Genomic DNA, 24,654 nt, shown 5'->3' with positions numbered 1-24,654 from the left:
ATAATAATTGCATTAAAAAACGAAAAAAATATATGAAACGACCTGTCTTTTTTGTCTTATTATTATGCTTTGGATTTCAATTTACGTCTTCGCAAGAGTGGATGACCAACTTAGGTATCGCTCAACGATTAGCGCAAGTGCAAAATAAAATGGTGTTAATGGTATGGGAAGAATCCACACAATATCAGTATCCGGTTTATGTTTATAATCAAAAAGGGAATAAAGTTCTAATTTATAATTTGTTTGAGGATGAAGAAATCAGTCCATTAATTTGGGAGCATTTTGTACCTGTAATTGTTAGTGAGTATGAGTATGAAAAATGGTATAATAAGCTCAAGGGAAAGCGTAGTCTTGCTTACATGAATAAGTTTAATGATGACTCAATAAAAATTCTCGATATTAATGGAAACATTCTCAATGTTACTAGTTTCACTGACGAGATTCAGAATGTTTCTAAAATTATTCAGAAATATTCATTAAATACAGCATTCATGCAGAGTGAATTAGAGACCTACAAAAATGAAAAGAGTTTTTATTCGGCATATTTTTTAGCTTCTAAGTACCTTGATATGAGCTTGTATTTACATAGGGATGCAAGAAAGGAAATTGTAAAACTTTCTGATATATATCTTAAGGAAGCAGTGGGTTTTGTTGGAGATGAAAAGGAAGCGGATAAAGACGTTTTAAAACAACGTTGCGTTCTATTGGAAATACAACAATCATTATATTTAAAACGTCCCAAGCGCGTCATTAGACGTTTAAAGAAAATGAAAGAAAAAGATGTTTTAGAAAGTAATAAACCTTTTGTTGCATTTCTGTATTATACGGCATACATGAGTTTAAAGGAGTCTGAAAAAGCCGAAGCATGGAAATCTGATATTTCTTCCTTAAATTTGAAAAAAGCAGAATTGCTTATTAATCTTAATTCGTAACTCTTTTGGAAGATTTCATTAATTATTTTGACACCATACCTTCGTCACACAGAAGCTTAATTTTAATTGGTGGATTGACACTGTTTTGGCTTTTAGAAGGTGGACTACCCTTATTCAAGTTTAAATATAATAAATGGCAACATGCATTACCGAATTTGTTCTTTACACTAACTACGGTTATCATAAACTTTGCTTTGGCGTCATTGTTGTTCTGGTCCTCAAATTTGGTTGCAGAACATAATTTTGGTGTGATTAATTGGTTATTGCCAGAAGAACAACCGCTTTGGTTATATGCGTTATTGGGTGTGCTATTGCTAGACTTTTTTGGAGCTTATTTAGCACATTATGTTGAGCATAGAGTAAAACCATTATGGATGGTGCATTTAGTGCATCACACAGATCATAAGGTAGACACAACTACGGCAAATAGACATCATCCTATAGAGAGTGTCATTAGATTTACTTTCACATTAATTGGTGTATTTGCTGTAGGTACGCCTTTTGCATTAGTAATGCTGTATCAGGCTATGTCATTAATTTTTACGCAATTTACTCATGCAAACATAAAGATGCCCAAAGGACTCGATAAGGCTCTAAGCTATGTAATCGTTTCGCCAGATATGCACAAAATACATCATCATTATCGCTTACCTTATACAGATTCTAACTATGGTAATATTTTTAGCATTTGGGATCGTCTTTTAGGCACATATATGTATATGGATCGTGAAAAAATAGTATATGGTGTAGATGTATTTCCTGATGAGAAAAAAAACGGAAACATTGGCGAACTATTAAAGCAACCTTTTCAGAAATATGAAAAGCCTACATTAACTGCTGATGTGGAGAAATAGCTTGTTTATTTTGTTGTTATGTCTCTTAATGGATTGCAATTCAGAAAAACATATTGACATACAAGGACATAGAGGTTGCAGAGGTTTAATGCCTGAAAATACCTTACCAGCATTTGAAAGAGCTATTGAGTTGGGAGTTCATACGTTAGAATTAGATATTGCGATAACAAAAGATAATGAAGTTGTTGTATCTCACGAACCTTTTATGAGTAGAACAATTTGTTTTGATCCAGAAGGAAATGCTATTCCAGAAGAAATGGATATGAAGTACAATCTCTATGAGATGACGCATGAAGAAATTAAGCAATTTGACTGTGGCTCTAAGTTTCATGAAACATATCCAAATCAAAAGAAACTCAAAACATACAAACCGTTACTTTCTGAAGTTTTTGAGCTCGCAAAGTCTAAAAATCCAAAGGTTAAATTCAATATTGAAATTAAATCTAAACCAATGTACTATGGTTTTTATACGCCACAACCAGAAGAATATGTAAAGATTGTTTTATACGAGGTTAAAGCACATGATGTGTTTGATTTGGTAAACCTTCAATCATTCGATCTTACAATTCTCGAAGAAATCAAAAAACAAGCACCGAAAATGCCTGTTGCATTATTGGTTGATGAAGATGAAACAATTGAAGGTAAATTAGAAAAGCTTTCATACAAACCTGAAATTATTAGTCCATATTTTAAATTGCTTTCTGCAGAAAAGGTAAAACATTATCAATCTAAAGAGTTTTTGGTGATTCCTTGGACTATAAATGAAACAAGTGATATGAAGAAGCTGATACAGTGGCAAGTAGACGGCATAATTACAGACTATCCTGACAAACTTATAAAGATGAGTTATTAACAGACTTATTAACAATAATATCAGTTCCACTAATTTATGTGCACTTAATAGATTATATGAGCATTTTTAAAAATTTCCGCTTATGTTAGGGGTGGATTAATTAATTAGATATTGTTGAATTAGACGTCGTATGTTTAATTCTTTTTTTTTGATTTAAAGTGAAAAATTTAGTCCGTATTTGTATTCTTATCATATTAGTTTGTCTATTGAGCTTTACTCTTAATGCTCAGGAAAGCTATGCGAAATTAGAACAAAATAAAAACATTCAAGCAAAAGACTTAATTCATAAATTAAACAAAACAAAAGATACACTTATTCTTCAGAGTGATACAAAAATCAACTATCTGTATTCAATCAATAAAGACTATGGCAGAGATTATGATTTTTATGTAGACGCTAATTATTATGAACTTCCTTTAAATAAACTAAAAAAAGGTAAACACGTGCTTGTAGCTGTGCAATCGCCAAAACGTATTGTTTTTGTAGTTAAGATTTTAAAGGACATCCCAAAGAGCAATACGCTGTCTGATTCTAAAATAGAAGTCGTTGCTTTAGAACCAGAAGAATCGTCATCTGGTAGCACCCATTAATCATAAATTAAGTACTTAGAACGTATAGTTTTAAAATGTTCTAAATCTTTAGACCATGTTTTTCTAATTTCAGTTTCACTGAGACCAGCTTCAATTTGTTGCTGTAATTTTTCAGTACCTGCGTGCTTAGTGAAGTTATCGGTATTAAAAACCTTTGACTTATCAATGGCATTATGGTAGGCGTCCAATACATGTTTTAAAGTAAATTTCCTTTCGGCCTTAGTGCTGGACAAATCTACTCCATAGCAAAGTTCACCATCATGTTTAGGGTATTTTGATCCAAAATTAGGTTTAGGAGTGTAGGTGAATACATATTTAAGCGAATCTAAAAAAGGTGCGCCATAACGCTGAAATTGAAACTCTGTTCCTCGACCAGCATTAATATTGGTACCTTCAAATAAACCGAGACTTGGATACAATGCTATAGATTGATCATTAGGTAAGTTAGGTGAAGGTCTTACAGGTAAGCTGTAACTGCTATTGTGAGAATAGTTCTTAATGGGTATAACAGTAATATGGCATTGAACACCATTATTAAGCCAATGTTCACCATTAATCATTTTAGCATATTCTCCTATAGTCATTCCATGTACTAAAGGAATGGTATGCATTCCTAAAAAACTACGATGTTGCTTTTCTAAAACTGGTCCATCAACATAGCTACCGTTAGGATTGGGACGATCTAAAATTAAAAGTGGAATATTATTTTCGGCACAGGCTTCCATAACATAATGAAGTGTAGAAATGTAGGTGTAAAAGCGCACACCAACATCTTGGATATCAAAAACAACAATATCGAGATCTTGTAATAGCGCATCACTAGGTTTTTTATGCTTTCCATGTAAAGAAAATATAGGTAAACCTGTTTTTTTATCCTTACCGTCTTCAACCAATTCTCCAGCATCAGCCTTACCTCTAAATCCATGTTCAGGTGAAAACACCTTAACTACATTTATGCTTTTATTGCTATTTAAATAGTCTACTAAATGATATTCAGAATCAACAATTTTGTCATGCTCAACAACACTTTGCCTTGAAAGCTTTAAAATTGAGGTCTGATTAGCAACAATGCCTACACGTTTACCTTTTAATAATGGTAAATACGTTTCAGTTTGGTTGGCACCAACAATAATTTCTTTTTTCGCTGATGTTGTCACACTGAGCCTATCGAAGTGTTGTTCCTTAATCTCATTTCCATTATCAGACTTCTCACTCCCAGCCTTCCCAGCACAAGAAATGACTATTAAAATAATGCCAAAAATTATAGAGAATAAAACAGTATTTTTGAAGACCTTAAAACGCATATATAGTTTTGAATTTTGAGTTGTTTATAGCTAAACGCATAATTGGCAATAAAGCGTATAAAAGTAGTGTTTCGGCACCAATAATTAAAATTGGTATCACGGCTATTGCTATAGGTATGGTTGTAATGCTCATTGCCATAGCAACAGGTTTTGGACTGCAACAAAAAATCAGAGATAAGGCAGTAGCTTTTAATGGGCACATAGAAATAACCAATTATGATACCAATGCCTCTGACGAATCTCAAGTTCCAATTTCTATAAATCAAGATTTCTATCCAAAATTCAAAAACGTAGAAGGTATAACACATGTACAAGCAGTAGCCACAAAGTTTGCAGTAATCAGGACTGAATCTGATTTTGAAGGTGTTGTTGTAAAAGGTGTAGGAGCAGATTATAACTGGCAGTATTTTGAAGAATTTTTAATGCAGGGTCGACTACCAGATTTTTCAGGAAAACGAAACGAGGAAATCCTAATTTCAAAATATTTAGCAAATCGCTTAGGTTTTAAAATTGGGGATAAGGTGAATACCTTATTTGGCCAACAGTTTAATGAACGTGTTCGTATCATGAACTACGAAATAGTTGGTATTTATAATTCTGGTTTTCAAGAATTAGATGAGAAGTTCTGTCTCGCAGATATTAGACACATTCAAAGGCTCAATAAATGGGGAAAAGACCAAATCGGTAGTTTTGAAGTGTTCATTAATGATTTTTCAGAGTTACCAGAAATCAGCAGAAAAGTTTATCAAGAAACACCTTCAGAATTAAATGCAACACCAATAACGCAGAAGTATTATACAGTTTTTGAGTGGATTAAAGTCTTTGACAACAACACCTATGGTATTATTATAATCATGATTATTGTGGCGGGTATCAATATGATTACGGCGCTTCTAGTCCTTATTTTAGAACGTACTAATATGATAGGTGTTCTTAAAGCTTTGGGAACCTCTAATTGGTCCATCAGAAAAGTGTTTCTGTATAATGCATCCTATCTTATCGGTTTAGGACTTATTTGGGGTAATGCAATAGGTCTGGGCTTACTTTTCGCTCAAAAGTATTTTAAATTGTTTCCTCTAAATCCAGATACATATTATGTGAGCGAAGCACCAGTATATTTAAGTTTAGATTACATCATTATACTTAATGTTGGCACTTTTGTAGCTTGTCTATTAATGTTATTAATACCATCTATTATTATTTCTAAGATATCTCCGGTAAAGGCAATAAGATTCGATTAATTTTAATGGCGTTTGCTACTTCGTCTAAGACTTCTTAGCATCAGGCTTTCAGCTTTATCTTTTTAAAAAAAAGGATGTCGCTTCAATCCTTAACGCGGACGATTACTGGTTAAGGTTTTTAGTAAATAAATTCCTTTATACTAACAACTTTATACTTAAATTTGCAGCGCAAAAATATACTATGGATTACGCAGAGAATATACTAGGAACAATAGGAAACACACCTTTAGTAAAACTAAATAAGTTAACGGCAGATTTACCATGTATGGTACTAGCAAAGTACGAAACTTTTAATCCAGGAAATTCTGTAAAGGATCGTATGGCTTTAAAGATGATTGAAGACGCAGAAGCAGATGGCAGATTAAAACCTGGCGGAACAATAATAGAAGGTACATCTGGAAATACTGGTATGGGATTGGCGCTTGCAGCAATTGTAAAAGGATACAAATGTATTTTTGTAATTAGCGACAAGCAGTCTAAAGAAAAAATGGATGTATTAAGAGCTGTTGGTGCTGAGGTTATTGTGTGTCCTACAGATGTTGAGCCTGATGATCCTAGAAGTTACTATTCAGTATCAAAGCGATTAGGTGAAGAAACACCAAACTCATGGTACGTTAATCAATATGATAATCCTAGTAACTGTAAAGCGCACTTTGAAAGTACTGGACCAGAAATATGGGAACAAACCGACGGAAGAGTGACGCATTTTGTTGTAGGTGTTGGTACAGGTGGCACCATTTCTGGAGTTGGTAGTTACCTTAAAATGAAAAATCCAAATGTAAAAGTGTGGGGAATTGATACCTATGGTAGCGTTTTCAAAAAATATCATGAAACGGGAATTTTTGATGAAAACGAAATCTATCCTTATGTTACAGAAGGCATAGGTGAAGATATTTTACCAGCTAATGTTAATTTTGGTGTTATTGACGGGTTTACCAAAGTCACTGACAAGGATGCGGCAGTTTACACACAATTATTGGCCAAAGAAGAAGGCATGTTTTTAGGTAATTCTGCTGGTGCAGCAATAAAAGGTGTACTACAATTAAAAGAACATTTCAAAAAAGATGATATCGTAGTTGTGCTATTTCATGATCATGGTAGTCGCTACGTAGGCAAGATGTTTAATGATGATTGGATGAGAAAAATGGGGTACGTAGAATAAGCCTTATAGAATTATATTAACTATTGAAAACCTGAATTTAATTCAGGTTTTTTCTTTATGATTCAGTCAGAAAGAGCGTTTAAAAATTCAGTTTGATGAGTTGTTTTATTAACATAAGTCAAAAAAAACTCTAAGAATCAGACATTTGCTAAGCGAAGGAGCTAGTAGTATTGGAATTTCTATTATATTCGATAAAGTGTGTAGTTTGTCCGACAAATTGCATATAACCCAATCTTTTTAACTTAAAAAGGCTTATGAAAGTAAAGCAGTTATCTCTAAGCAGCGGTAATTGGTTGGAAGAGTTGTCTCAAATTGATAATTCTCCGAGTATATTACTGCTATTCGTGTCTCCTTTGTTTTCTGATAAAGAAAACCTTGTTAAAGAATTGGCTTCCGCATACCCTGAAGCGACCATGATTGGTTGTTCTACATCCGGTGAAATTTCAGGTGTAAATGTTAAAGATGATTCCGTGTCTCTAACTGCCATAGAATTAGAAAAAGTAGATCATAAGTTCTTTGCTGTTCAGGTAGAGGATATGAAGCATAGTTTTTGTGCTGGTGGTAAATTGGCTGAAAAATTGAACAATGATGATTTAAAACATGTCTTGGTATTAAGCGATGGTCTTAATGTCAATGGCGGTGATTTAGTTGCCGGTTTTAGAAGTATAATGCCAAATGTTAGTATAACAGGCGGTTTGGCTGGTGACGGATCTGACTTTAACCAAACTTTTGTTATTGCCAACGGCGAAATAAAAGATAAGATAATAGTTGGTTTAGGCTTTTATGGTGAAGGATTAAAAGTAGGTTTCAGTTCTCAAGGTGGTTGGGATAGTTTCGGTATTGATCGTCTCGTAACTAAATCCGATAAAAATGTACTTTATGAGCTGGATGGTATGCCAGCTTTAGAATTATATAAATCCTACTTAGGCGATAATGCAGACAAACTTCCAGGTTCAGGCTTATTATTTCCCTTAAGTATGAGGGTTAATGACCATGATGCTCCAGTTGTTAGAACTATTTTAGGAATTGATGAAGAATCTCAGAGTTTAACCTTTGCTGGTAATTTACCAGAAGGTTCTTATGTACGCTTAATGAAAGCGAATGTAGATCGTCTCATTGATGGTGCTAAAGATTCTGCTAAAGGTGCTTTTTCTGCAATTGAAGAAAACGCCCAATTAGCAATTTTAATTAGTTGTGTTGGGAGAAGATTAGTTTTAAAACAATTGGTAGAAGAGGAAATAGAAGTTGTAGAAGAGATTGTAGGTGAAAATACCTCTATCACAGGATTCTACTCTTATGGTGAAATTGCTCCTTTTGGTGAATTTTCACCTTGCGAATTGCATAACCAAACAATGACTATTACAACCATCTCAGAATGCTAAGGCCAGATTTACATAGACTATTAAAGCGACAAATAGCTAATGCTGGATTTCTTCCTGAGGATATAAAGAAATTCGAGAGTTTTTTTGAGGTTGTTAATGATGCCTATAAGAGTTTTGATGAAGATGTCAAACACATAGAGGTGATATTAGAAGAAAGTTCTAATGAACTCTATAAGTTAAACAAAGCACTTAAATCTCAAGTAGATAGTGTTGAAAATGAGCTCAACACCATTGTAAATACTATCGAAGGTGTTATTTTTAAAACTGATATGGTTGGTAACTTCAGTTATCTTAACAAGGCCTGGGAAGAGTTGTTTGGAGTGTCCGTAAATGAAGCAATTGGTAAGAATTACAAAGACATGCTTTTTGGCATTAATGATAAGGAAAAAGAACGCATTAATAGTTTATTAAGGTTAAAGCAACAAGATTATAATACATTATTTAAGTATCATAAACCATCAGGCGAATTGATATGGGTACAATTACGCTTGGTGCTAATTTATGATAAAGATGGTAACCCAACAGGTACTATTGGTTTTATGTCTGATGTTACCCAATTAAAGGAAACAGAATTAGAATTATTTAAGGCTAATAAGACAAAAGATGAATTCTTGTCTACAATGTCACATGAGATAAGAACACCTCTTAATGCGGTAATTGGTATGTCTGATATATTGCTGATGGAACAGTTTTTACCAGAGCAACTAGAGAATCTTCAAGTTTTAAAATATTCTAGTGAACACCTATTGGCTTTAGTAAATAATCTTTTAGATCTTAACAAATATAAATCTGATGAAATTAAATTAAATGAAAGTGATTTTAGTTTAATTGAAATTATTCAAAATATCAGATTGCCTTTTCAGAAAACAGCGACCAAAAAGAATCTCAAATTCAATTGTATTGTTAATGGTACAATACCAGCAGTATTAAAAGGTGATGCGTTGAAGCTTTCACAAGTACTTAAAAACTTGCTAAGTAATGCATTTAAATTTACACACAATGGTGGTGTAACATTTAAGGTACAGGTATTAGAGCAGAGTGATTATTCTCAAAAAATTAGATTTAGTGTTAAGGATACAGGTATAGGTGTGTCCTATGATAAACAAAAAGATATCTTTAAAAGTTTTGTACAGGCCACGGAAAATACTTCGGTGTTATATGGTGGTTCAGGTTTAGGGCTTTACATAAGTAAGGAGTTATTAAAAGTTCAAAATTCAAGATTAAACTTAGAGAGTAGGAAAGATGAAGGATCAAAGTTTTGGTTCGATATTGAGTTTAAACGTTCTAAGACAAAAAGAGAGCCACTCACATCTAAAAGTTACATTAGAGAAACCGAAGCTATAGATTTAAAAGTGCTAGTGGCTGAAGACAATAGACTTAATGCTATGCTGCTTAAAAAACTCTTTAAGAAATGGGAAATAGAGTATGTAATAGCTAATAATGGTCAGGAGTTATTAGATGAGTATGCTAAAGACGATTACAATATTATTTTAATGGATCTTCAGATGCCAATTTTAGATGGTTATGAGACAACAAGGGAAATAAGAAAACTTAGTGATCCACATAAGTCTCAAATTCCTATTATTGCTCTCACAGCATTTTCAGAATCTGAAGTCGGTGAAAAATTGAAAAACTATAAAATGGATGGTTATGTTAGTAAACCATTTAATGTAAATGAACTTCATAAATTACTGAAGTTTTATAGTGCCAACCCTAAGGAAGCTGTATAATTTTTCCTATATTGGATTTATGCAGGAAGACTTTCTTCATTTTATTTGGAAACATAAAAAATTCTCAATTTCTTCTTTAAAAACTACAGATGGAGAAGAGCTATTCATAAAAAGTCTCGGGAGGCATAATCTAAATTCAGGGCCAGATTTTTTTAATGCACAACTAACCATAGCAAATCAATTATGGGCTGGCAATGTAGAAATTCATATTAAGTCATCAGATTGGTATGTTCATAATCATGAAAATGACATGGCCTACGACAATGTCATACTTCATGTTGTTTGGGAACACGATACCGAAATCTTTAGAAAAGATAATTCTGTAATACCTACTTTAGAACTAAAGCATTACGTAAATGAAGATGTGCAATCTAATTATGAAAAGTTAGTACATTCAAAAGCTTGGATTAACTGTGAAAGTGATTTTTCTGAAGTGAGCGACTTTTTGGTTGCTAATTGGTTAGAAAGACTATTTGTAGAGAGATTAGAACGTAAGTCTCAAGATATAATCCAACTGCTCAATGATTCAAATAATGATTGGGAAGCTGTATTATTTAAATTGATGCTAAAGAATTTTGGATTAAAACTGAATGGTGAGCCTTTTTTAAGCTTGGCTGATTCTGTTGATTTTTCAATTTTCAGAAAACATCAAAATAATTTATTAGAATTAGAGTCACTGTTATTTGGGCAATCAAATATGTTAAAAGAAGATATACAAGAGTCTTATTTTACAGAATTAAATAATGCCTATGACTACTTAAAAATTAAGTATAAAATTCAAAATCAAGGGGTCTTACCCATTAATTTTTTTAGATTACGACCACCAAACTTTCCAACAATTAGATTGTCTCAATTCGCAAATCTATACCACAAAGAACCGCATTTGTTTTCTAAAATCATTTCATTAAGTAAACTTGAGGATTTTTATAATTTGTTTTCAAAAGGTGTTTCAGATTTTTGGAGAACGCACTACACCTTTTCTAAAAGTTCAAAATCGACGCCCAAAAAGCTTACAAAATCATTCGTAAATTTATTAATAATTAATACCATAATTCCTTTAAAATTTAGCTATGCCAAATCTCACGGAAAATCGGTAGATGAAGAGTTGTTTGCATTGATGGAAGCACTTAAAATTGAAAACAATAGTATAGTCAACAAGTTTTTAGATTTGAGACCTTTTAAAAAGAACGCCATGGTATCTCAATCTTTATTACAATTAAAAAATAACTACTGCGACAGAAATAGGTGTTTGCAATGTGCTATTGGTAATAGTCTAATAGCTAAAAAATAATTAACTTGCGTTTATGACCGTATTTTACAAACCACTGCATTTTTTCCAGAAACATGGTTATTATGTTTGTCAACGTATTGCAGATCGCCTTGGTATTAGAGCAAAAATTGTAAGAACTTCTTTTATGTACTTAACTTTTGTGACCTTGGGCTTTGGATTTGCACTTTACTTGTTTTTAGCATTTTGGATGCGAATAAAAGATATAATTTATACAAAACGTTCTTCAGTATTCGATTTATAGAATGAATAATCCCTTAATCAAACTTTTTCGGTCTAAAATATATACTGCACTAATATTACTTGTAATAGTTTTATGTATTGGTGTGCTTGGATACCGTTTTATTTCTGGTTTTAGTTGGATTGATTCAGTTTACATGACGGTAATTACCATTACTACTGTGGGTTTTGGTGAAATAGAGCCTTTAGGTGTAAGTGCTAAAATATTTACTATTTTCCTAATTCTGGCTAGTGTAGTTATTGTGGGTTATGCTATTTCTATTATAACCGAGTATATTTTAAGTAGAAATAATTTTGAAGACATTAAAAAACGTAAGATGCAAAAGAAAATAGATTCTATGCACGATCATATTATTATTTGTGGTTATGGTCGTAACGGTAAACAAGCAGCAACAAAGCTTTCAACGTATAATAAACCTTTTGTCATTGTAGAAAAGGATAAAGAAGTTATTGAAAAATTTAAAGAGGATGATGTGTCTTTTGTTCATGGTAATGCCAATGAAGATAAAACACTTATAGAGGCTGGTATTGAAAGAGCAAGTACATTGATATCTGCTTTACCTAGTGATGCAGACAATTTATTTATTGTATTATCTGCACGTCAAATAAATTCAGAACTTACCATTATCAGTAGAGCTTCTCAAGATACTTCCTATCAAAAGCTGAAATTAGCAGGTGCTAACAATGTAATTTTACCCGATCGCATTGGTGGGGATCAAATGGCATCGTTGGTGGTGGTGCCTGATTTGGTTGAATTCATTGATAATTTAGGGATTGTTGGTGAACGCAATATTAATATAGAAGAAGTCAAGGTAGATCAATTATACGATGCTACTAATACCAAGACGATTCGAGAGCTGGATCTGAGAAGAAAAACAGGATGTACAGTAATTGGATTTAAAGATACTAAAGGTGAATATATTGTTAATCCTGAAGCAGATACAAAACTTGTTACTGGTTCAAAAATTATAGTTCTTGGACGTCCTGAGCAAATTGAAAAGTTAAATTCAGAGTATAACATAGAGCAAGAAGCCTAGCCATTTTAACGTCTACCGCTTTAAAAAATCATTTTTTTTTAGCATCTTGTCGGCTTCTAACAGAATTCTAACTAATTAAAATATCTTATGAAGAAGTATCTTCTATCCCTTTTTACACTTATTTTACCATTACTAAATTTTGCTCAAGAAGCTGAAAAAATGGGTATTGATCAAAAAATAGATAAAGCGTTCGGTGATGCCACTGGATGGTTTGTTAACGCTATTTTTTATCAAATAGATTTTGGTGGTGGAATAAAGGTGTTTTGGGTGTTATTCCCATTAATTTTGGGTGCTACTTATTTCACATTCTATTTCAAACTCATCAACATAAGAGGCTTTCTAACCTCAGTAAATATTGTAAGAGGTAAATATGATGATATAGATCATCATGAGTCTATGGAGGCTGCTGGAGATTCAACGCCAGGAGGTGACGCCATAGAAACTATCGCCATAGAAGGACACGAAGGCGAAGTATCGCACTTTCAAGCCTTAACAGCTGCACTATCAGCAACTGTTGGTTTAGGTAATATTGCTGGTGTGGCAATTGCGGTATCTATTGGTGGAGCTGGTGCAACATTTTGGATGATAGTAGCAGGTCTGTTAGGTATGGCTTCAAAGTTTGTTGAATGTACTTTAGGTGTTAAATATAGAGACATCTCTGATGACGGCACAGTATATGGTGGACCGATGTACTATTTAACTAAAGGATTGAAAGCGAAAGGATTTACCGGTTTAGGAAAAGTTTTGGCAGCCTTATTTGCAATATTTGTAATTGGTGGTTCATTTGGAGGTGGAAATATGTTTCAAGTTAATCAGGCTTTTCAACTTGTAGAAAATATTACCGGTGGTGAACAATCTTTCCTTCACGGATATGGTTGGGCGTTCGGTGCTGTAATGGCTTTACTTGTAGGTATTGTTATTATTGGTGGAATTAAGAAGATAGCAAAGGTTACCGACAAGATAGTTCCTTTTATGGTTGTTATTTATGTGGCGGCCTCCTTGTTTGTGATTTTCGCTAATTACAATATGATTGGTGATGCATTTGTTCAAATATTTAACGGGGCATTTAGTCCTGAAGGTGTTGCGGGTGGTGCTATTGGAGTTTTAGTTCAAGGATTTAGAAGAGCAGCATTTTCTAATGAAGCAGGTGTTGGTTCAGCTTCTATTGCACATTCAGCTGTAAAGACAAAATATGCAGCTAGTGAAGGTATGGTTGCATTATTAGAGCCATTTATAGATACAGTAGTAGTTTGTACAATGACAGCTTTGGTTTTAATCATAACAGGAAACGTAACTTCCGCTAATGCAGGGCTAAATGATGCACAAGCTATATTATTAACCTCTGGTGCATTTGAGTCTGCAATTTCATGGTTCCCTTATGTATTAACTGTAGCGGTTGTGCTATTCGCATTCAGTACAATGATATCTTGGTCTTATTATGGTTTCCAAGGTTGGGCATACTTGTTTGGTAGATCAAAAAAAATGGAATATACTTACAAAATCATATTTTGTATATTCGTTGTAATTGGTGCTGCTGCGAGTTTAGGGTCAGTAATTGGTTTTTCAGATGCAATGATTTTTGCAATGATGGTGCCGAATATGATTGGTCTTGTTATTCTAGCACCAAAAGTAAAAGATGAGTTAAAAAAATATATGGCTGCAATTAAAGCACCCAAGGAATAATAAAAATTACAAATTAATGAAATCCCATTTCCAGTTTACTAATCAACAACGAAATGGGATTTTTTTATTGCTTATAATTATTGTTGTTCTGCAGTGTGTTTATGTTTTTACGGATTTCAATGCTGATTATAACTTAGAAGATACAGCAAAACTTCAGGTTTATAGAAAAGAGATAGATTCATTGCGTAGTATTGAGATTGAAAATAATAAACCTAAAATTTATCCATTCAACCCTAATTTTATTACGGACTATAAAGGATATACATTAGGGATGTCTGTACAAGAAATAGATAGGCTTCATGATTTTAGGGCATCTGGTAAATGGATTAACTCTGCAAAGCAATTTCAGTCAATAACAGAAATTTCAGATTCCTTATATAAAAAGATTTCACCTTATTTTAAGTTTCCTGAATGGGTTAATAATGCCAATGATAAAAGTAAAACTAGGTTTGAGTCAAATAATACTTTTTCAAAAAATGAAAAACAAAAGATTGATATAAATAGAGCAACTGCGGCTCAGCTTAAAAAAGTTTATGGTGTAGGTGATAAACTGTCGGAGAGAATAATTAATTACAGGAATAAGCATGAAGGTGGTTTTGTGTCTTTAGTTGAATTGACCGAAATCTATGGCTTAGATATTGAAGTGATTGAGCGAATAAAAAATGACTTCACCGTATCCACACCAAGACAAATTAACAAGTTTAATTTGAATACGGCTACGCGAGATAATTTAGTATTGATCAAGTATATAGATTATGAAATTGCCAACAATATTCTAGAAGAAAGAACACTGCGAGACGGTTTTAAATCTTTAGAAGAATTAACAAAAGTTGAAGACTTTCCTGTAAACAAGATCGAGATAATTAAATTATATTTGCATCTTTAAAAGATTGCAATGAACAATTTATATTTTACCGAAGAGCACAACTTATTTCGAGAAAGTCTAAGGGACTTTTTACAAAAGGAAGTCGTTCCTCATGTGGACAAATGGGAGGAAACAGGAACTATTGACCGCTTTATTTGGAAAAAATTTGGCGATATGGGATATTTTGGTTTAGCATATCCCGAAAAATATGGTGGTTTAGATTTAGATTTATTTTACACGGTAATTTTACTAGAGGAATTACAGCGGATAAATTCCGGTGGTTTTGCTGCTGCAATTTGGGCACACGTTTACTTAGCCATGACGCATCTTAATAAAGAAGGCGATGAAGCAATAAAAGAGACGTATTTAGCAGAAAGTATAGCTGGTGATAAGATTGGTTGTTTGTGTATTTCAGAGCCATTCGGTGGTAGTGATGTAGCAGGTATGCGCACAACGGCAGAAAAAAAGGATGATACATATGTTATAAATGGTTCAAAAACATTTATTACTAATGGTGTTTATAGTGATTATTTGGTAGTTGCTGCAAAGACTAATCCAGAGCTAGGAAATAAAGGAATTAGTATTTTTCTAGTAGATAGAGATACACCAGGCGTTTCAGCAACTAAATTAGATAAGCTCGGTTGGAGAGCTTCAGATACTGGAGAAATAGCATTTGACAATGTTGTTATTCCTGCCTCTAATTTAATGGGCGAGGAGAATCAAGGGTTTCCATATATAATGCAGCATTTTGCTCTAGAGCGATTAATCATGGGTATTAACGCACACGCAAGGGCAGAATATGCCTTAGAATATGCGAAACAGTATATGAGTGAACGTACGGCATTTGGAAGAACTATTGATAAGTTTCAGGCATTAAGACATACTTTTGCCGATTGTACAACTCAAATGGAAATTTGTAAACAATTTAACTATTACGTAGCGAAAAGATTGAATGATGGTGATTATGTCGTTAAAGAAGCAACGATGTCAAAGTTACAATCAACAAAAATGGCAGATGATGTTATTTATCAATGTTTACAATTTTTAGGTGGTTATGGATATATGGAAGAATATCCGATGGCTCGTATGTTGCGAGATAGTAGACTAGGGCCGATTGGCGGAGGAACCTCTGAAATATTAAGAGAGATAATTGCTAAGATTGTAATTGATGAAAAAGACTACAAACCAGCAACATAAAATGTATTAATTATAAAAATCCTGCTCTTAGCAGGATTTTTTTATTTGTCTAAAGATTGAATTGCTTTATACCTTATATTTATTGTGATTAATTCAATTAGAATGAGTGTAAAAGCGTTTACAGATTATTTATTATTAGAAAAGAACTATTCTAAACACACAGTGAATGCTTATCAAAGCGATTTAGAGACGTTTAATTTATTTGTTAATGAAAATCATGATAACCTTTCTTTAGAGCAAGTAAATTACTCGCTTATAAGACAATGGATAGTGACGCTAGTTGATGCGGGAATTACCAATAGAACTATCAATAGAAAAATATCTTCGCTTAATGCTTACTACAAGTTTTTACAGAAATCAGGGCAAATTGAAAACAACCCATTAAGAAAACATAAAGCCCTTAAGATTGGTAAAAAAGTGCAATTACCTTTTTCAAAAGATGAATTGAATACAGTTTTAGAAAATGCAATAGTTGTTACTGATTTTGAAACCGCCAGAAATAAATTAATTGTCGAGTTATTTTATACAACAGGTATAAGACGAATTGAGCTTATTAACATTAAGCTTTCTGATTTAGATTTAAAAAACAAGCAGTTTAAAGTAATTGGGAAAAGGAATAAAGAAAGATATCTACCCATTATAGATTCCTTGTCATTTGCAATAAATGAATATTTAAAATACAGATCAGAAATAAACCTAACTGAGCATAATAAATACTTGTTTTTAACAAAAAAAGGTCTTAAAATTTATGAAATGCTTGTTTACAGAGTAATAAATAAGTATTTTAGTGAGGCATCTTCAAAAGCTAAATGTAGTCCTCACGTTCTGAGGCATTCATTTGCAACGCATTTATTAAATGAAGGAGCAGATTTAAATGCAGTAAAAGAACTCTTAGGACATACCAGTTTAGCAGCTACTCAAATATACACGCATAATAGTATAGCAGAACTTAAAAAAGTACACGCTAAGGCACATCCTAGAAATCGTTAAAGTGCATTTTAATTAAACAATCAATAATGCAAAGGAATATTCTTTGCATAAGTCTAACCTAAAAGAAAACTTATGAAAGTAAACACGCAATCAGTAAACTTTACTGCCGATCGTAAGCTTATAGATTTCATTCAAAAAAGAATGGATAAGCTAGATTTGTTTTATGATAGAATTATTCAGTCAGATGTATATTTAAAGGTTGAGAATACAAGCGATAAAGAAAATAAAGTTTTTGAAGCAAAAGTCAGTGTGCCTGGAGATAGTTTTATAGTAAAAAAACAATGCAAAAGTTTTGAAGAAGGTGCTGATATGGCAATAGCTTCGTTAGAACGACAAATAAAAAAACGAAAACAAAAATTAAGGGCGAGAGCCTAAATCAAAATTTTTTAAAAAATGTTTTGATTAAAAAAATAAAACATTACATTTGCAGTCCGTTAGAAATAGCGGACTTTTTTATGGTCAATTTTTCACTATAAAAAAGTAGGTGAAAAGCCGATATAGCTCAGCTGGCTAGAGCAGCTGATTTGTAATCAGCAGGTCGTGGGTTCGAGTCCCTCTATCGGCTCTGAAATATTGAAAAAACACCAATATTGTATTGGTTCTGGGGAGATTCCAGAGCGGCCAAATGGGACGGACTGTAACTCCGTTGTCTTTCGACTTCGCAGGTTCGAATCCTGCTCTCCCCACTAAATTATATTTATTTAGAAATATAGTTTACTTTTGAAATTTTGAAAACCTTTGATTAAGTAATATTAATTATAAATGCGGGAGTAGCTCAGTTGGTAGAGCGTCAGCCTTCCAAGCTGAATGTCGCCGGTTCGAACCCGGTCTCCCGCTCTAAATTTCCTGCGAAGGCAGGGTTCTCATTGCATGTTAATGAGATATAAGCACTTTACGCCGGTGTAGCTCAGGGGTAGAGCGTTTCCTTGGTAAGGAAGAGGTCACGAGTTCAAATCTCGTCATTGGCTCTTTTTTTCTGAGTTTTTTTGTAGGAAAAAATTTGAACACTAATATTAAATAAGATTAAATAAATTAAACATGGCAAAGGAAACTTATGATCGTTCGAAACCGCACTTAAACGTAGGTACTATTGGTCACGTAGATCACGGTAAGACTACCTTAACTGCTGCTATTACTAAAGTATTAGCAGATGCTGGTTTTTCTGAAGCAAGAGCTTTTGATCAAATTGATAATGCACCTGAAGAAAAAGAAAGAGGTATTACAATTAACTCTTCTCACGTAGAGTATGCAACTGAGAATCGTCACTACGCACACGTTGACTGTCCAGGTCACGCCGATTACGTAAAGAACATGGTAACTGGTGCTGCTCAAATGGACGGTGCTATCTTAGTAGTAGCTGCTACAGATGGTCCTATGCCACAAACTCGTGAGCACATCCTATTAGGACGTCAGGTAGGTATTCCTCGTATCGTTGTATTCATGAACAAAGTGGATATGGTTGATGATGAAGAATTATTAGAGCTTGTAGAAATGGAAATCAGAGATTTATTATCTTTCTATGAGTACGATGGTGATAATGGTCCTGTAATTATGGGTTCTGCTTTAGGAGCTTTAAATGGTGAGCAAAAGTGGGTTGATACAGTTTTGGAATTAATGAAAGCTGTTGATGAGTGGATCGAAGAGCCACCACGTGATACTGATAAGGATTTCTTAATGCCAATTGAAGATGTATTCTCTATTACTGGTCGTGGTACTGTAGCAACTGGTCGTATTGAAACTGGTATCATTAACTCTGGTGATCCTGTTGAGATCATTGGTATGGGTGCTGAGAAATTAACTTCTACAGTAACTGGTATCGAAATGTTCCGTCAAATCTTGGATAGAGGTGAAGCTGGTGATAACGCTGGTATCTTATTAAGAGGTATTGATAAGACTGACATCAAAAGAGGTATGGTTATCGTTAAGCCTGGTTCTGTAACACCACACGCTAAGTTCAAGGCTGAGGTTTATATCCTTAAGAAAGAAGAAGGTGGTCGTCACACACCATTCCATAACAACTATCGTCCACAATTCTATGTGCGTACGACTGACGTAACTGGTAACATTGCTTTACCTGACGGAATTGAGATGGTAATGCCTGGTGATAACTTAACTATTACTGTAGACTTAATCCAACCAATCGCATTAAACGTTGGTTTACAATTCGCTATCCGTGAAGGTGGTAGAACTGTAGGTGCAGGTCAGGTAACTGAGATTTTAGACTAAACTAAAATTTACAACTAAATATTATGATTAAGGTGTTCCGAGAATTCGGAACGCCTTGATTATTATTTACGGGTTTAGCTCAGTTGGTAGAGCACTGGTCTCCAAAACCAGGTGTCGGGAGTTCGAGTCTCTCAACCCGTGCAAATATATATTGAATCGAGGCGAGAAGCCTGTCCTGAGCGCAGTCGAAGGAAGTCTCTCAACCCGTGCAACTAAAAAATAAAAGGCTTACATGGTCTTGAAATAACAAAATTCAAATGGCAGGAGTAGTAACATATATAAAAGAATCATTCGAAGAGTTAAAGAACAACGTGTCATGGACACCATGGCCTGAAGCTCAAAGATTAACAGTGGTTGTAGCTGTATTCTCTATTATTTTTTCTTTAGCTATTTGGGGTGTAGATACTGTGTTTAGTAGAGCAGTAAAAGCGTTTTTTGAAATTATTAACTAACAGCAAAGTATACGATTATGTCAGACAAAAAGTGGTATGTTGTTAGAGCAGTAAGTGGTCAAGAAAATAAGATTAAAACTTACATAGAAAATGAAATTTCTAGATTAGGTTTAGAAGATTACGTTGATCAGGTGTTAGTACCAACTGAAAAAGTAATTTTGATTCGTAACGGAAAAAAAATTAATAAGGAAAAAGTTTATTTCCCTGGTTATATAATGATCCAAGCCAATTTAAGTGGTGAGGTTCCTCACATTATTAAATCTATTACAAATGTAATCGGGTTTTTAGGTGAGACAAAGGGAGGTGATCCTGTACCTTTAAGGCAATCTGAAGTAAACAGAATGTTAGGTAAGGTTGATGAATTAGCAGTTGAAGCTGATGCTAATATTGCAATTCCTTACACAAAAGGTGAAACAGTTAAAGTTATTGATGGGCCATTCAATGGATTTGATGGAACAATCGAGAACATTAACGAAGAAAAACGTAAGCTTGAAGTAATGGTGAAGATCTTTGGAAGAAAGACCCCATTAGAGTTGAGCTACATGCAAGTAGAAAAATTATAATAATTGTTACATAACAAGAAGGCGAGAAATCTTAGCTTCCAAAAATAGATTAATCGCGTTAAATTTTGAAAAATGGCAAAAGAACTAGACAAAGTAGTTAAGTTACAAGTTCGGGGAGGTGCTGCGAATCCATCGCCACCGGTTGGACCCGCTTTAGGTGCCGCTGGAGTTAACATTATGGAGTTCTGTAAGCAGTTTAATGCTAGAACTCAAGATAAACAAGGTAAAGTATTACCGGTTGTTATCTCTGTTTACAAAGACAAATCTTTTGAATTTGTAATCAAAACTCCTCCAGCAGCAGTACAATTATTAGAAGCGGCCAAAGTAAAGAAAGGATCTGGAGAACCTAACCGAAGAAAAGTAGCTAAAGTAACTTGGGATCAAGTAAAAGCGATTGCGGAAGACAAAATGCAAGATTTAAATGCATTTGAAATCGAATCAGCTATGAAAATGGTAGCTGGTACAGCAAGATCGATGGGTATCACTGTTAAAGGAGGTGAAGCTCCAAACTAAATTTTTAGAAATGGCAAGATTAACAAAGAAGCAAAAAGAAGCTAGAGCTAAGGTTGATAGAAATAAACTTTACTCTATAGAAGAAGCTTCAGCTTTACTTAAAGAAATCACATACACTAAGTTTGATGCTTCAGTAGATTTAGCAGTGAGATTAGGTGTAGATCCACGTAAAGCCAATCAAATGGTACGTGGTGTTGTTTCTTTACCACACGGTACAGGTAAAGATATGAAGGTTCTTGCATTAGTAACTCCAGATAAGGAGGCAGAAGCTAAGGAAGCTGGTGCTGATTACGTTGGATTAGATGAATACTTACAAAAAATTAAAGACGGTTGGACGGACATTGACGTTATTGTTACTATGCCAAGCGTAATGGGTAAGTTAGGACCATTAGGAAGAGTATTAGGGCCAAGAGGCCTTATGCCAAATCCTAAAACAGGAACAGTAACTATGGATATTGGTAAAGCTGTTAGTGAAGTTAAAGCAGGTAAAATTGACTTTAAAGTAGATAAAACTGGTATTGTTCATGCACCAATTGGCAAGGCATCATTTAGTGCAGACAAATTAGTTGGAAATGCTAACGAGTTGTTATCGACTTTAATGAAATTAAAGCCAACAGCAGCTAAGGGTACTTATGTCAAAAGTATTTACATGTCAAGTACCATGAGTCCAAGTATAGCAATTGACACAAAAATAGGATAGCAGTTAAACTAAGAATATTATGACAAGAGAAGAAAAATCGCAAGTAATTGAAGAGTTGACTGCACAATTAGCAGACAATACAAATATCTATTTAACAGATATTTCTGGATTAGATGCAGCATCAACTTCTAATTTAAGAAGAGCATGTTTTAAGTCTAACATTAAGTTAGCTGTCGTAAAGAATACGCTTTTAGCAAAAGCAATGGAAGCTTCCGATAAAGATTTCGGTGAACTACCAGAGACGTTAAAAGGTAATACTTCTGTAATGTATGCAGAGACAGGTAATGCCCCAGCTAAAATAATCAAAGAGTTTCGTAAAAAGTCTGAAAAGCCTTTATTAAAAGGGGCTTTTATTGAAGAAGCGATTTATGTTGGGGATGAATTGTTAGATACACTTGTAGAAATTAAGTCTAAAGAAGAACTTCTTGGAGAGATTATTACGTTATTACAATCTCCTGCTAAGAATGTTATTTCGGCACTTAAGTCTGGTGGAGGAACAATTGCAGGTATTGTAAAAACATTATCCGAAAGAGAAGGATAATTTTAATAGTACGCACTAAAAAATAATATAAAAACACACACATTAAAACAATAGAAAAATGGCAGATTTAAAAGATTTCGCAGAACAATTAGTTAACTTAACAGTAAAAGAAGTTAACGAATTAGCAACTATATTAAAAGATGAGTACGGTATTGAGCCTGCTGCTGCAGCTGTAGCTGTTGCTGCTGGCGCAGGTGCTGCAGGTGGTGGCGACGCTGCTGAAGAACAGACAGAATTTGACGTAGTATTAAAAGCTGCAGGTGCTTCTAAGTTAGCAGTTGTAAAATTAGTTAAGGAGTTAACTGGTTTAGGCTTAAAAGATGCAAAAGGATTAGTTGATGATGCACCAAGTACAATTAAAGAAGGTGTTTCTAAAGACGAAGCTGAAGGCTTAAAATCTTCTTTAGAAGAAGCTGGAGCTGAGGTTGAGCTTAAGTAAGCTCAGCTTAACCTACAACATATGGTTTAGGTCTAGAGAGTAACTCTAAGACCTAAACCCTTTTGTGTATATAAACGTTATATACATATTTTAGTTTTTATTTAATAAAAATCTCGTTCATCAATGTTAGCAAAAAAGGCTGAAAGAATTAATTTCTCTTCTATTGTAAATAGAACAGATTACCCAGACTTTTTGGATATTCAAATTAAATCCTTCCAGGATTTTTTCCAATTAGAAACAAAGTCAGAAGCAAGAGAAAATGAAGGACTATATAATACCTTCATGGAAAATTTCCCGATTACTGATACTCGAAATCAGTTCGTGTTAGAATTTTTAGATTACTTCATTGATCCACCTCGATATACAATCGAAGAATGTATAGAAAGAGGATTAACATACAGTGTGCCGCTCAAGGCAAGATTAAAATTATATTGTACAGATCCAGAACATGAGGATTTTGAAACTATTGTACAAGATGTTTACTTAGGCACTATTCCTTACATGACGCCTAGTGGTACGTTTTGTATTAACGGTGCAGAGCGTGTAGTTGTTTCTCAATTGCACAGATCTCCGGGTGTATTCTTTAGCCAGTCTTTCCATGCTAATGGAACTAAATTATATTCCGCTAGAGTTATTCCTTTCAAAGGTTCATGGATTGAATTTGCTACGGATATCAATAGCGTTATGTACGCCTATATTGATAGAAAGAAAAAACTGCCAGTTACTACTCTTTTCCGTGCTATTGGATTTGAACGAGATAAAGATATCCTTGAAATATTTGACCTTGCAGAAGAGGTTAAAGTATCAAAGTCAGGACTAAAGAAAGTGATCGGACGTAAACTTGCTGCCCGTGTTCTTAACACTTGGCACGAAGATTTCGTAGATGAAGATACAGGTGAAGTAGTATCTATTGAGCGTAACGAGATAGTATTAGATCGTGACACTATTGTAGATAAAGACAATATTGAAGAAATTCTTGAAGCAGGAGTAAAAACAATTCTTTTACACAAGGAAAGTGCTCAGCAAGGAGATTATGCAATCATTCATAATACGCTTCAAAAAGATCCAACGAACTCTGAAAAAGAAGCTGTTGAGCATATCTACCGTCAGTTGCGTAACGCGGAGCCACCAGACGAGGAGACAGCTCGTGGAATAATTGACAAGTTATTTTTCTCCGATCAACGTTATTCACTTGGTGAAGTTGGTCGTTACAGAATGAACAAAAAATTAGGATTAGATATCGGAATGGATAAGCAAGTTCTTACCAAAGAAGATATCATAACCATTATAAAGTATTTAATTGAGCTTATTAACTCAAAAGCAGAGATTGATGATATTGATCACTTATCTAACCGTCGTGTGCGTACTGTAGGTGAGCAGTTATCTACACAATTTGGGGTTGGTTTAGCGCGTATGGCGCGCACCATTCGTGAGCGTATGAACGTGCGTGATAATGAGGTGTTTACACCAATAGATTTGATTAATGCTAAGACATTATCATCTGTAATTAACTCATTCTTTGGTACAAACCAGTTATCTCAATTTATGGACCAAACAAACCCTTTAGCTGAGATTACGCACAAACGTCGTCTTTCGGCTTTAGGTCCTGGTGGTTTATCTAGAGAAAGAGCTGGATTTGAGGTACGAGATGTTCACTATACGCATTATGGTCGTCTTTGTCCTATCGAAACTCCTGAAGGACCAAACATTGGTCTTATTTCTTCACTTTCAGTTTATGCTAAGGTAAATGCTATGGGGTTCATAGAAACTCCGTATAGAAAAGTAGAAGATGGAGTTGTTGATATTAAAAACATTCCAACGTATTTGAGTGCAGGAGAGGAAGAAGAGAAAATGATAGCCCAAGCAACTGTA

At 34.0% G+C, this 24,654-nt stretch carries 24 protein-coding genes, 5 tRNA genes and 1 pseudogene; 29 read left to right on the top strand and 1 reads right to left on the bottom strand.

The window, feature by feature from the left end; all coding sequences use genetic code 11:
- Nucleotides 1-32: 32 nt before the first annotated feature.
- The 4 genes from HRU50_RS15095 to HRU50_RS15080 all read left to right on the top strand — a co-directional run bounded on the left by HRU50_RS15095 (nt 33) and on the right by HRU50_RS15080 (nt 3,229).
- Nucleotides 33-932, top strand: coding sequence for a hypothetical protein (locus HRU50_RS15095; protein WP_296351987.1), 900 nt, complete (start codon nt 33-35; stop codon nt 930-932).
- Nucleotides 933-937: 5 nt separating this feature from the next.
- Complete coding sequence (locus HRU50_RS15090) at nt 938-1,786, top strand: sterol desaturase family protein (RefSeq protein WP_296351984.1); 849 nt, start codon at nt 938-940, stop codon at nt 1,784-1,786.
- Between the two features lie 28 nt (nt 1,787-1,814).
- On the top strand, nt 1,815-2,639 hold the full coding sequence (locus tag HRU50_RS15085) for a glycerophosphodiester phosphodiesterase family protein (protein WP_296351981.1): 825 nt from the start codon (nt 1,815-1,817) through the stop codon (nt 2,637-2,639).
- A 158-nt stretch (nt 2,640-2,797) separates the two neighbouring features.
- Nucleotides 2,798-3,229, top strand: a complete 432-nt coding sequence (locus HRU50_RS15080) for a hypothetical protein (RefSeq protein WP_296351979.1) — start codon at nt 2,798-2,800, stop codon at nt 3,227-3,229.
- Here HRU50_RS15080 and HRU50_RS15075 read toward each other — a convergent pair.
- Nucleotides 3,226-4,533: a DUF1343 domain-containing protein gene (locus HRU50_RS15075; RefSeq protein WP_296351977.1), complete on the bottom strand. Its 1,308-nt coding sequence runs from the start codon at nt 4,531-4,533 to the stop codon at nt 3,226-3,228. The genes HRU50_RS15080 and HRU50_RS15075 overlap by 4 nt on opposite strands.
- 8 nt (nt 4,534-4,541) lie before the next feature.
- Between HRU50_RS15075 and HRU50_RS15070 the strand changes: the two genes are divergently transcribed.
- The 25 genes and pseudogenes from HRU50_RS15070 to rpoB all read left to right on the top strand — a co-directional run.
- A complete protein-coding gene (locus tag HRU50_RS15070; RefSeq protein ID WP_296351976.1) occupies nt 4,542-5,774 on the top strand; it encodes an FtsX-like permease family protein in 1,233 nt (410 codons plus the stop codon).
- Between the two features lie 181 nt (nt 5,775-5,955).
- On the top strand, nt 5,956-6,936 hold the full coding sequence (locus tag HRU50_RS15065; protein ID WP_296351974.1) for a PLP-dependent cysteine synthase family protein: 981 nt from the start codon (nt 5,956-5,958) through the stop codon (nt 6,934-6,936).
- 254 nt (nt 6,937-7,190) lie between these two features.
- On the top strand, nt 7,191-8,318 hold the full coding sequence (locus HRU50_RS15060; RefSeq protein ID WP_296351972.1) for an FIST N-terminal domain-containing protein: 1,128 nt from the start codon (nt 7,191-7,193) through the stop codon (nt 8,316-8,318).
- Complete coding sequence (locus HRU50_RS15055; protein ID WP_296351971.1) at nt 8,312-10,048, top strand: response regulator; 1,737 nt, start codon at nt 8,312-8,314, stop codon at nt 10,046-10,048. The genes HRU50_RS15060 and HRU50_RS15055 overlap by 7 nt, the downstream gene beginning before the upstream one ends.
- 19 nt (nt 10,049-10,067) lie before the next feature.
- On the top strand, nt 10,068-11,339 hold the full coding sequence (locus HRU50_RS15050) for a DUF2851 family protein (RefSeq protein WP_296351970.1): 1,272 nt from the start codon (nt 10,068-10,070) through the stop codon (nt 11,337-11,339).
- Nucleotides 11,340-11,352: 13 nt separating this feature from the next.
- Nucleotides 11,353-11,580, top strand: a complete 228-nt coding sequence (locus tag HRU50_RS15045; RefSeq protein ID WP_296351969.1) for a PspC domain-containing protein — start codon at nt 11,353-11,355, stop codon at nt 11,578-11,580.
- 1 nt (nt 11,581) lies between these two features.
- Complete coding sequence (locus HRU50_RS15040; RefSeq protein ID WP_296351968.1) at nt 11,582-12,613, top strand: TrkA family potassium uptake protein; 1,032 nt, start codon at nt 11,582-11,584, stop codon at nt 12,611-12,613.
- 87 nt (nt 12,614-12,700) lie between these two features.
- Nucleotides 12,701-14,296, top strand: coding sequence for a sodium:alanine symporter family protein (locus HRU50_RS15035; RefSeq protein WP_296351966.1), 1,596 nt, complete (start codon nt 12,701-12,703; stop codon nt 14,294-14,296).
- 16 nt (nt 14,297-14,312) lie between these two features.
- Complete coding sequence (locus HRU50_RS15030) at nt 14,313-15,182, top strand: helix-hairpin-helix domain-containing protein (RefSeq protein ID WP_296351964.1); 870 nt, start codon at nt 14,313-14,315, stop codon at nt 15,180-15,182.
- 9 nt (nt 15,183-15,191) lie between these two features.
- Nucleotides 15,192-16,358, top strand: coding sequence for an acyl-CoA dehydrogenase family protein (locus HRU50_RS15025; RefSeq protein ID WP_296351962.1), 1,167 nt, complete (start codon nt 15,192-15,194; stop codon nt 16,356-16,358).
- 102 nt (nt 16,359-16,460) lie between these two features.
- Entirely contained in the window at nt 16,461-17,348 is an 888-nt protein-coding gene (locus HRU50_RS15020; protein WP_296351960.1) for a tyrosine-type recombinase/integrase, read from the top strand.
- A gap of 72 nt (nt 17,349-17,420) precedes the next feature.
- On the top strand, nt 17,421-17,723 hold the full coding sequence (gene raiA / locus HRU50_RS15015) for a ribosome-associated translation inhibitor RaiA (RefSeq protein ID WP_296351958.1): 303 nt from the start codon (nt 17,421-17,423) through the stop codon (nt 17,721-17,723).
- 116 nt (nt 17,724-17,839) lie between these two features.
- Nucleotides 17,840-17,913, top strand: a tRNA-Thr gene (locus HRU50_RS15010).
- Nucleotides 17,914-17,951: 38 nt separating this feature from the next.
- Nucleotides 17,952-18,034, top strand: a tRNA-Tyr gene (locus HRU50_RS15005).
- A gap of 78 nt (nt 18,035-18,112) precedes the next feature.
- A tRNA-Gly gene (locus tag HRU50_RS15000) sits at nt 18,113-18,185 on the top strand.
- Nucleotides 18,186-18,244: 59 nt separating this feature from the next.
- Nucleotides 18,245-18,316, top strand: a tRNA-Thr gene (locus HRU50_RS14995).
- 70 nt (nt 18,317-18,386) lie between these two features.
- Complete coding sequence (gene tuf / locus HRU50_RS14990) at nt 18,387-19,574, top strand: elongation factor Tu (RefSeq protein ID WP_296351957.1); 1,188 nt, start codon at nt 18,387-18,389, stop codon at nt 19,572-19,574.
- A 68-nt stretch (nt 19,575-19,642) separates the two neighbouring features.
- Nucleotides 19,643-19,715, top strand: a tRNA-Trp gene (locus HRU50_RS14985).
- 116 nt (nt 19,716-19,831) lie between these two features.
- Nucleotides 19,832-20,026, top strand: a complete 195-nt coding sequence (gene secE / locus HRU50_RS14980; protein ID WP_296351955.1) for a preprotein translocase subunit SecE — start codon at nt 19,832-19,834, stop codon at nt 20,024-20,026.
- Between the two features lie 17 nt (nt 20,027-20,043).
- Nucleotides 20,044-20,589 (top strand): transcription termination/antitermination protein NusG, encoded by a 546-nt coding sequence (gene nusG / locus HRU50_RS14975; RefSeq protein WP_296351953.1) that lies wholly within the window; start codon nt 20,044-20,046, stop codon nt 20,587-20,589.
- Between the two features lie 72 nt (nt 20,590-20,661).
- Nucleotides 20,662-21,102 (top strand): 50S ribosomal protein L11, encoded by a 441-nt coding sequence (gene rplK, locus HRU50_RS14970; protein WP_296351951.1) that lies wholly within the window; start codon nt 20,662-20,664, stop codon nt 21,100-21,102.
- Nucleotides 21,103-21,112: 10 nt separating this feature from the next.
- Nucleotides 21,113-21,802, top strand: coding sequence for a 50S ribosomal protein L1 (rplA, locus tag HRU50_RS14965; RefSeq protein WP_296351949.1), 690 nt, complete (start codon nt 21,113-21,115; stop codon nt 21,800-21,802).
- A 19-nt stretch (nt 21,803-21,821) separates the two neighbouring features.
- Complete coding sequence (gene rplJ / locus HRU50_RS14960) at nt 21,822-22,343, top strand: 50S ribosomal protein L10 (RefSeq protein WP_296351948.1); 522 nt, start codon at nt 21,822-21,824, stop codon at nt 22,341-22,343.
- Nucleotides 22,344-22,401: 58 nt separating this feature from the next.
- Nucleotides 22,402-22,782, top strand: coding sequence for a 50S ribosomal protein L7/L12 (gene rplL / locus HRU50_RS14955; protein ID WP_296351946.1), 381 nt, complete (start codon nt 22,402-22,404; stop codon nt 22,780-22,782).
- A 123-nt stretch (nt 22,783-22,905) separates the two neighbouring features.
- Nucleotides 22,906-24,654, top strand: a pseudogene (gene rpoB / locus HRU50_RS14950) (DNA-directed RNA polymerase subunit beta); the annotation flags it as partial.

It is taken from the genome of Winogradskyella sp. (assembly GCF_013213835.1).
Classification (GTDB): Bacteria; Bacteroidota; Bacteroidia; order Flavobacteriales; family Flavobacteriaceae; genus Winogradskyella.
This window is presented reverse-complemented; position numbering and strand designations above follow the sequence as displayed.

Excerpts from the sequence above, each read along its gene's own strand:
- HRU50_RS15085 (WP_296351981.1), top strand. The coding sequence starts at position 1,815 with ATGGATTGCAATTCAGAAAAACATATTGACATACAAGGACATAGAGGT.
- HRU50_RS15075 (WP_296351977.1), bottom strand. The coding sequence starts at position 4,533 with ATGCGTTTTAAGGTCTTCAAAAATACTGTTTTATTCTCTATAATTTTT.
- rplJ (WP_296351948.1), top strand. The coding sequence starts at position 21,822 with ATGACAAGAGAAGAAAAATCGCAAGTAATTGAAGAGTTGACTGCACAA.
- HRU50_RS15030 (WP_296351964.1), top strand. The coding sequence starts at position 14,313 with ATGAAATCCCATTTCCAGTTTACTAATCAACAACGAAATGGGATTTTT.
- raiA (WP_296351958.1), top strand. The coding sequence starts at position 17,421 with ATGAAAGTAAACACGCAATCAGTAAACTTTACTGCCGATCGTAAGCTT.
- HRU50_RS15050 (WP_296351970.1), top strand. The coding sequence starts at position 10,068 with ATGCAGGAAGACTTTCTTCATTTTATTTGGAAACATAAAAAATTCTCA.
- HRU50_RS15065 (WP_296351974.1), top strand. The coding sequence starts at position 5,956 with ATGGATTACGCAGAGAATATACTAGGAACAATAGGAAACACACCTTTA.
- HRU50_RS15020 (WP_296351960.1), top strand. The coding sequence starts at position 16,461 with ATGAGTGTAAAAGCGTTTACAGATTATTTATTATTAGAAAAGAACTAT.
- HRU50_RS15045 (WP_296351969.1), top strand. The coding sequence starts at position 11,353 with ATGACCGTATTTTACAAACCACTGCATTTTTTCCAGAAACATGGTTAT.
- rplK (WP_296351951.1), top strand. The coding sequence starts at position 20,662 with ATGGCAAAAGAACTAGACAAAGTAGTTAAGTTACAAGTTCGGGGAGGT.
- secE (WP_296351955.1), top strand. The coding sequence starts at position 19,832 with ATGGCAGGAGTAGTAACATATATAAAAGAATCATTCGAAGAGTTAAAG.
- rplL (WP_296351946.1), top strand. The coding sequence starts at position 22,402 with ATGGCAGATTTAAAAGATTTCGCAGAACAATTAGTTAACTTAACAGTA.
- rplA (WP_296351949.1), top strand. The coding sequence starts at position 21,113 with ATGGCAAGATTAACAAAGAAGCAAAAAGAAGCTAGAGCTAAGGTTGAT.
- tuf (WP_296351957.1), top strand. The coding sequence starts at position 18,387 with ATGGCAAAGGAAACTTATGATCGTTCGAAACCGCACTTAAACGTAGGT.
- HRU50_RS15055 (WP_296351971.1), top strand. The coding sequence starts at position 8,312 with ATGCTAAGGCCAGATTTACATAGACTATTAAAGCGACAAATAGCTAAT.
- nusG (WP_296351953.1), top strand. The coding sequence starts at position 20,044 with ATGTCAGACAAAAAGTGGTATGTTGTTAGAGCAGTAAGTGGTCAAGAA.
- HRU50_RS15035 (WP_296351966.1), top strand. The coding sequence starts at position 12,701 with ATGAAGAAGTATCTTCTATCCCTTTTTACACTTATTTTACCATTACTA.
- HRU50_RS15025 (WP_296351962.1), top strand. The coding sequence starts at position 15,192 with ATGAACAATTTATATTTTACCGAAGAGCACAACTTATTTCGAGAAAGT.
- HRU50_RS15060 (WP_296351972.1), top strand. The coding sequence starts at position 7,191 with ATGAAAGTAAAGCAGTTATCTCTAAGCAGCGGTAATTGGTTGGAAGAG.
- HRU50_RS15095 (WP_296351987.1), top strand. The coding sequence starts at position 33 with ATGAAACGACCTGTCTTTTTTGTCTTATTATTATGCTTTGGATTTCAA.
- HRU50_RS15040 (WP_296351968.1), top strand. The coding sequence starts at position 11,582 with ATGAATAATCCCTTAATCAAACTTTTTCGGTCTAAAATATATACTGCA.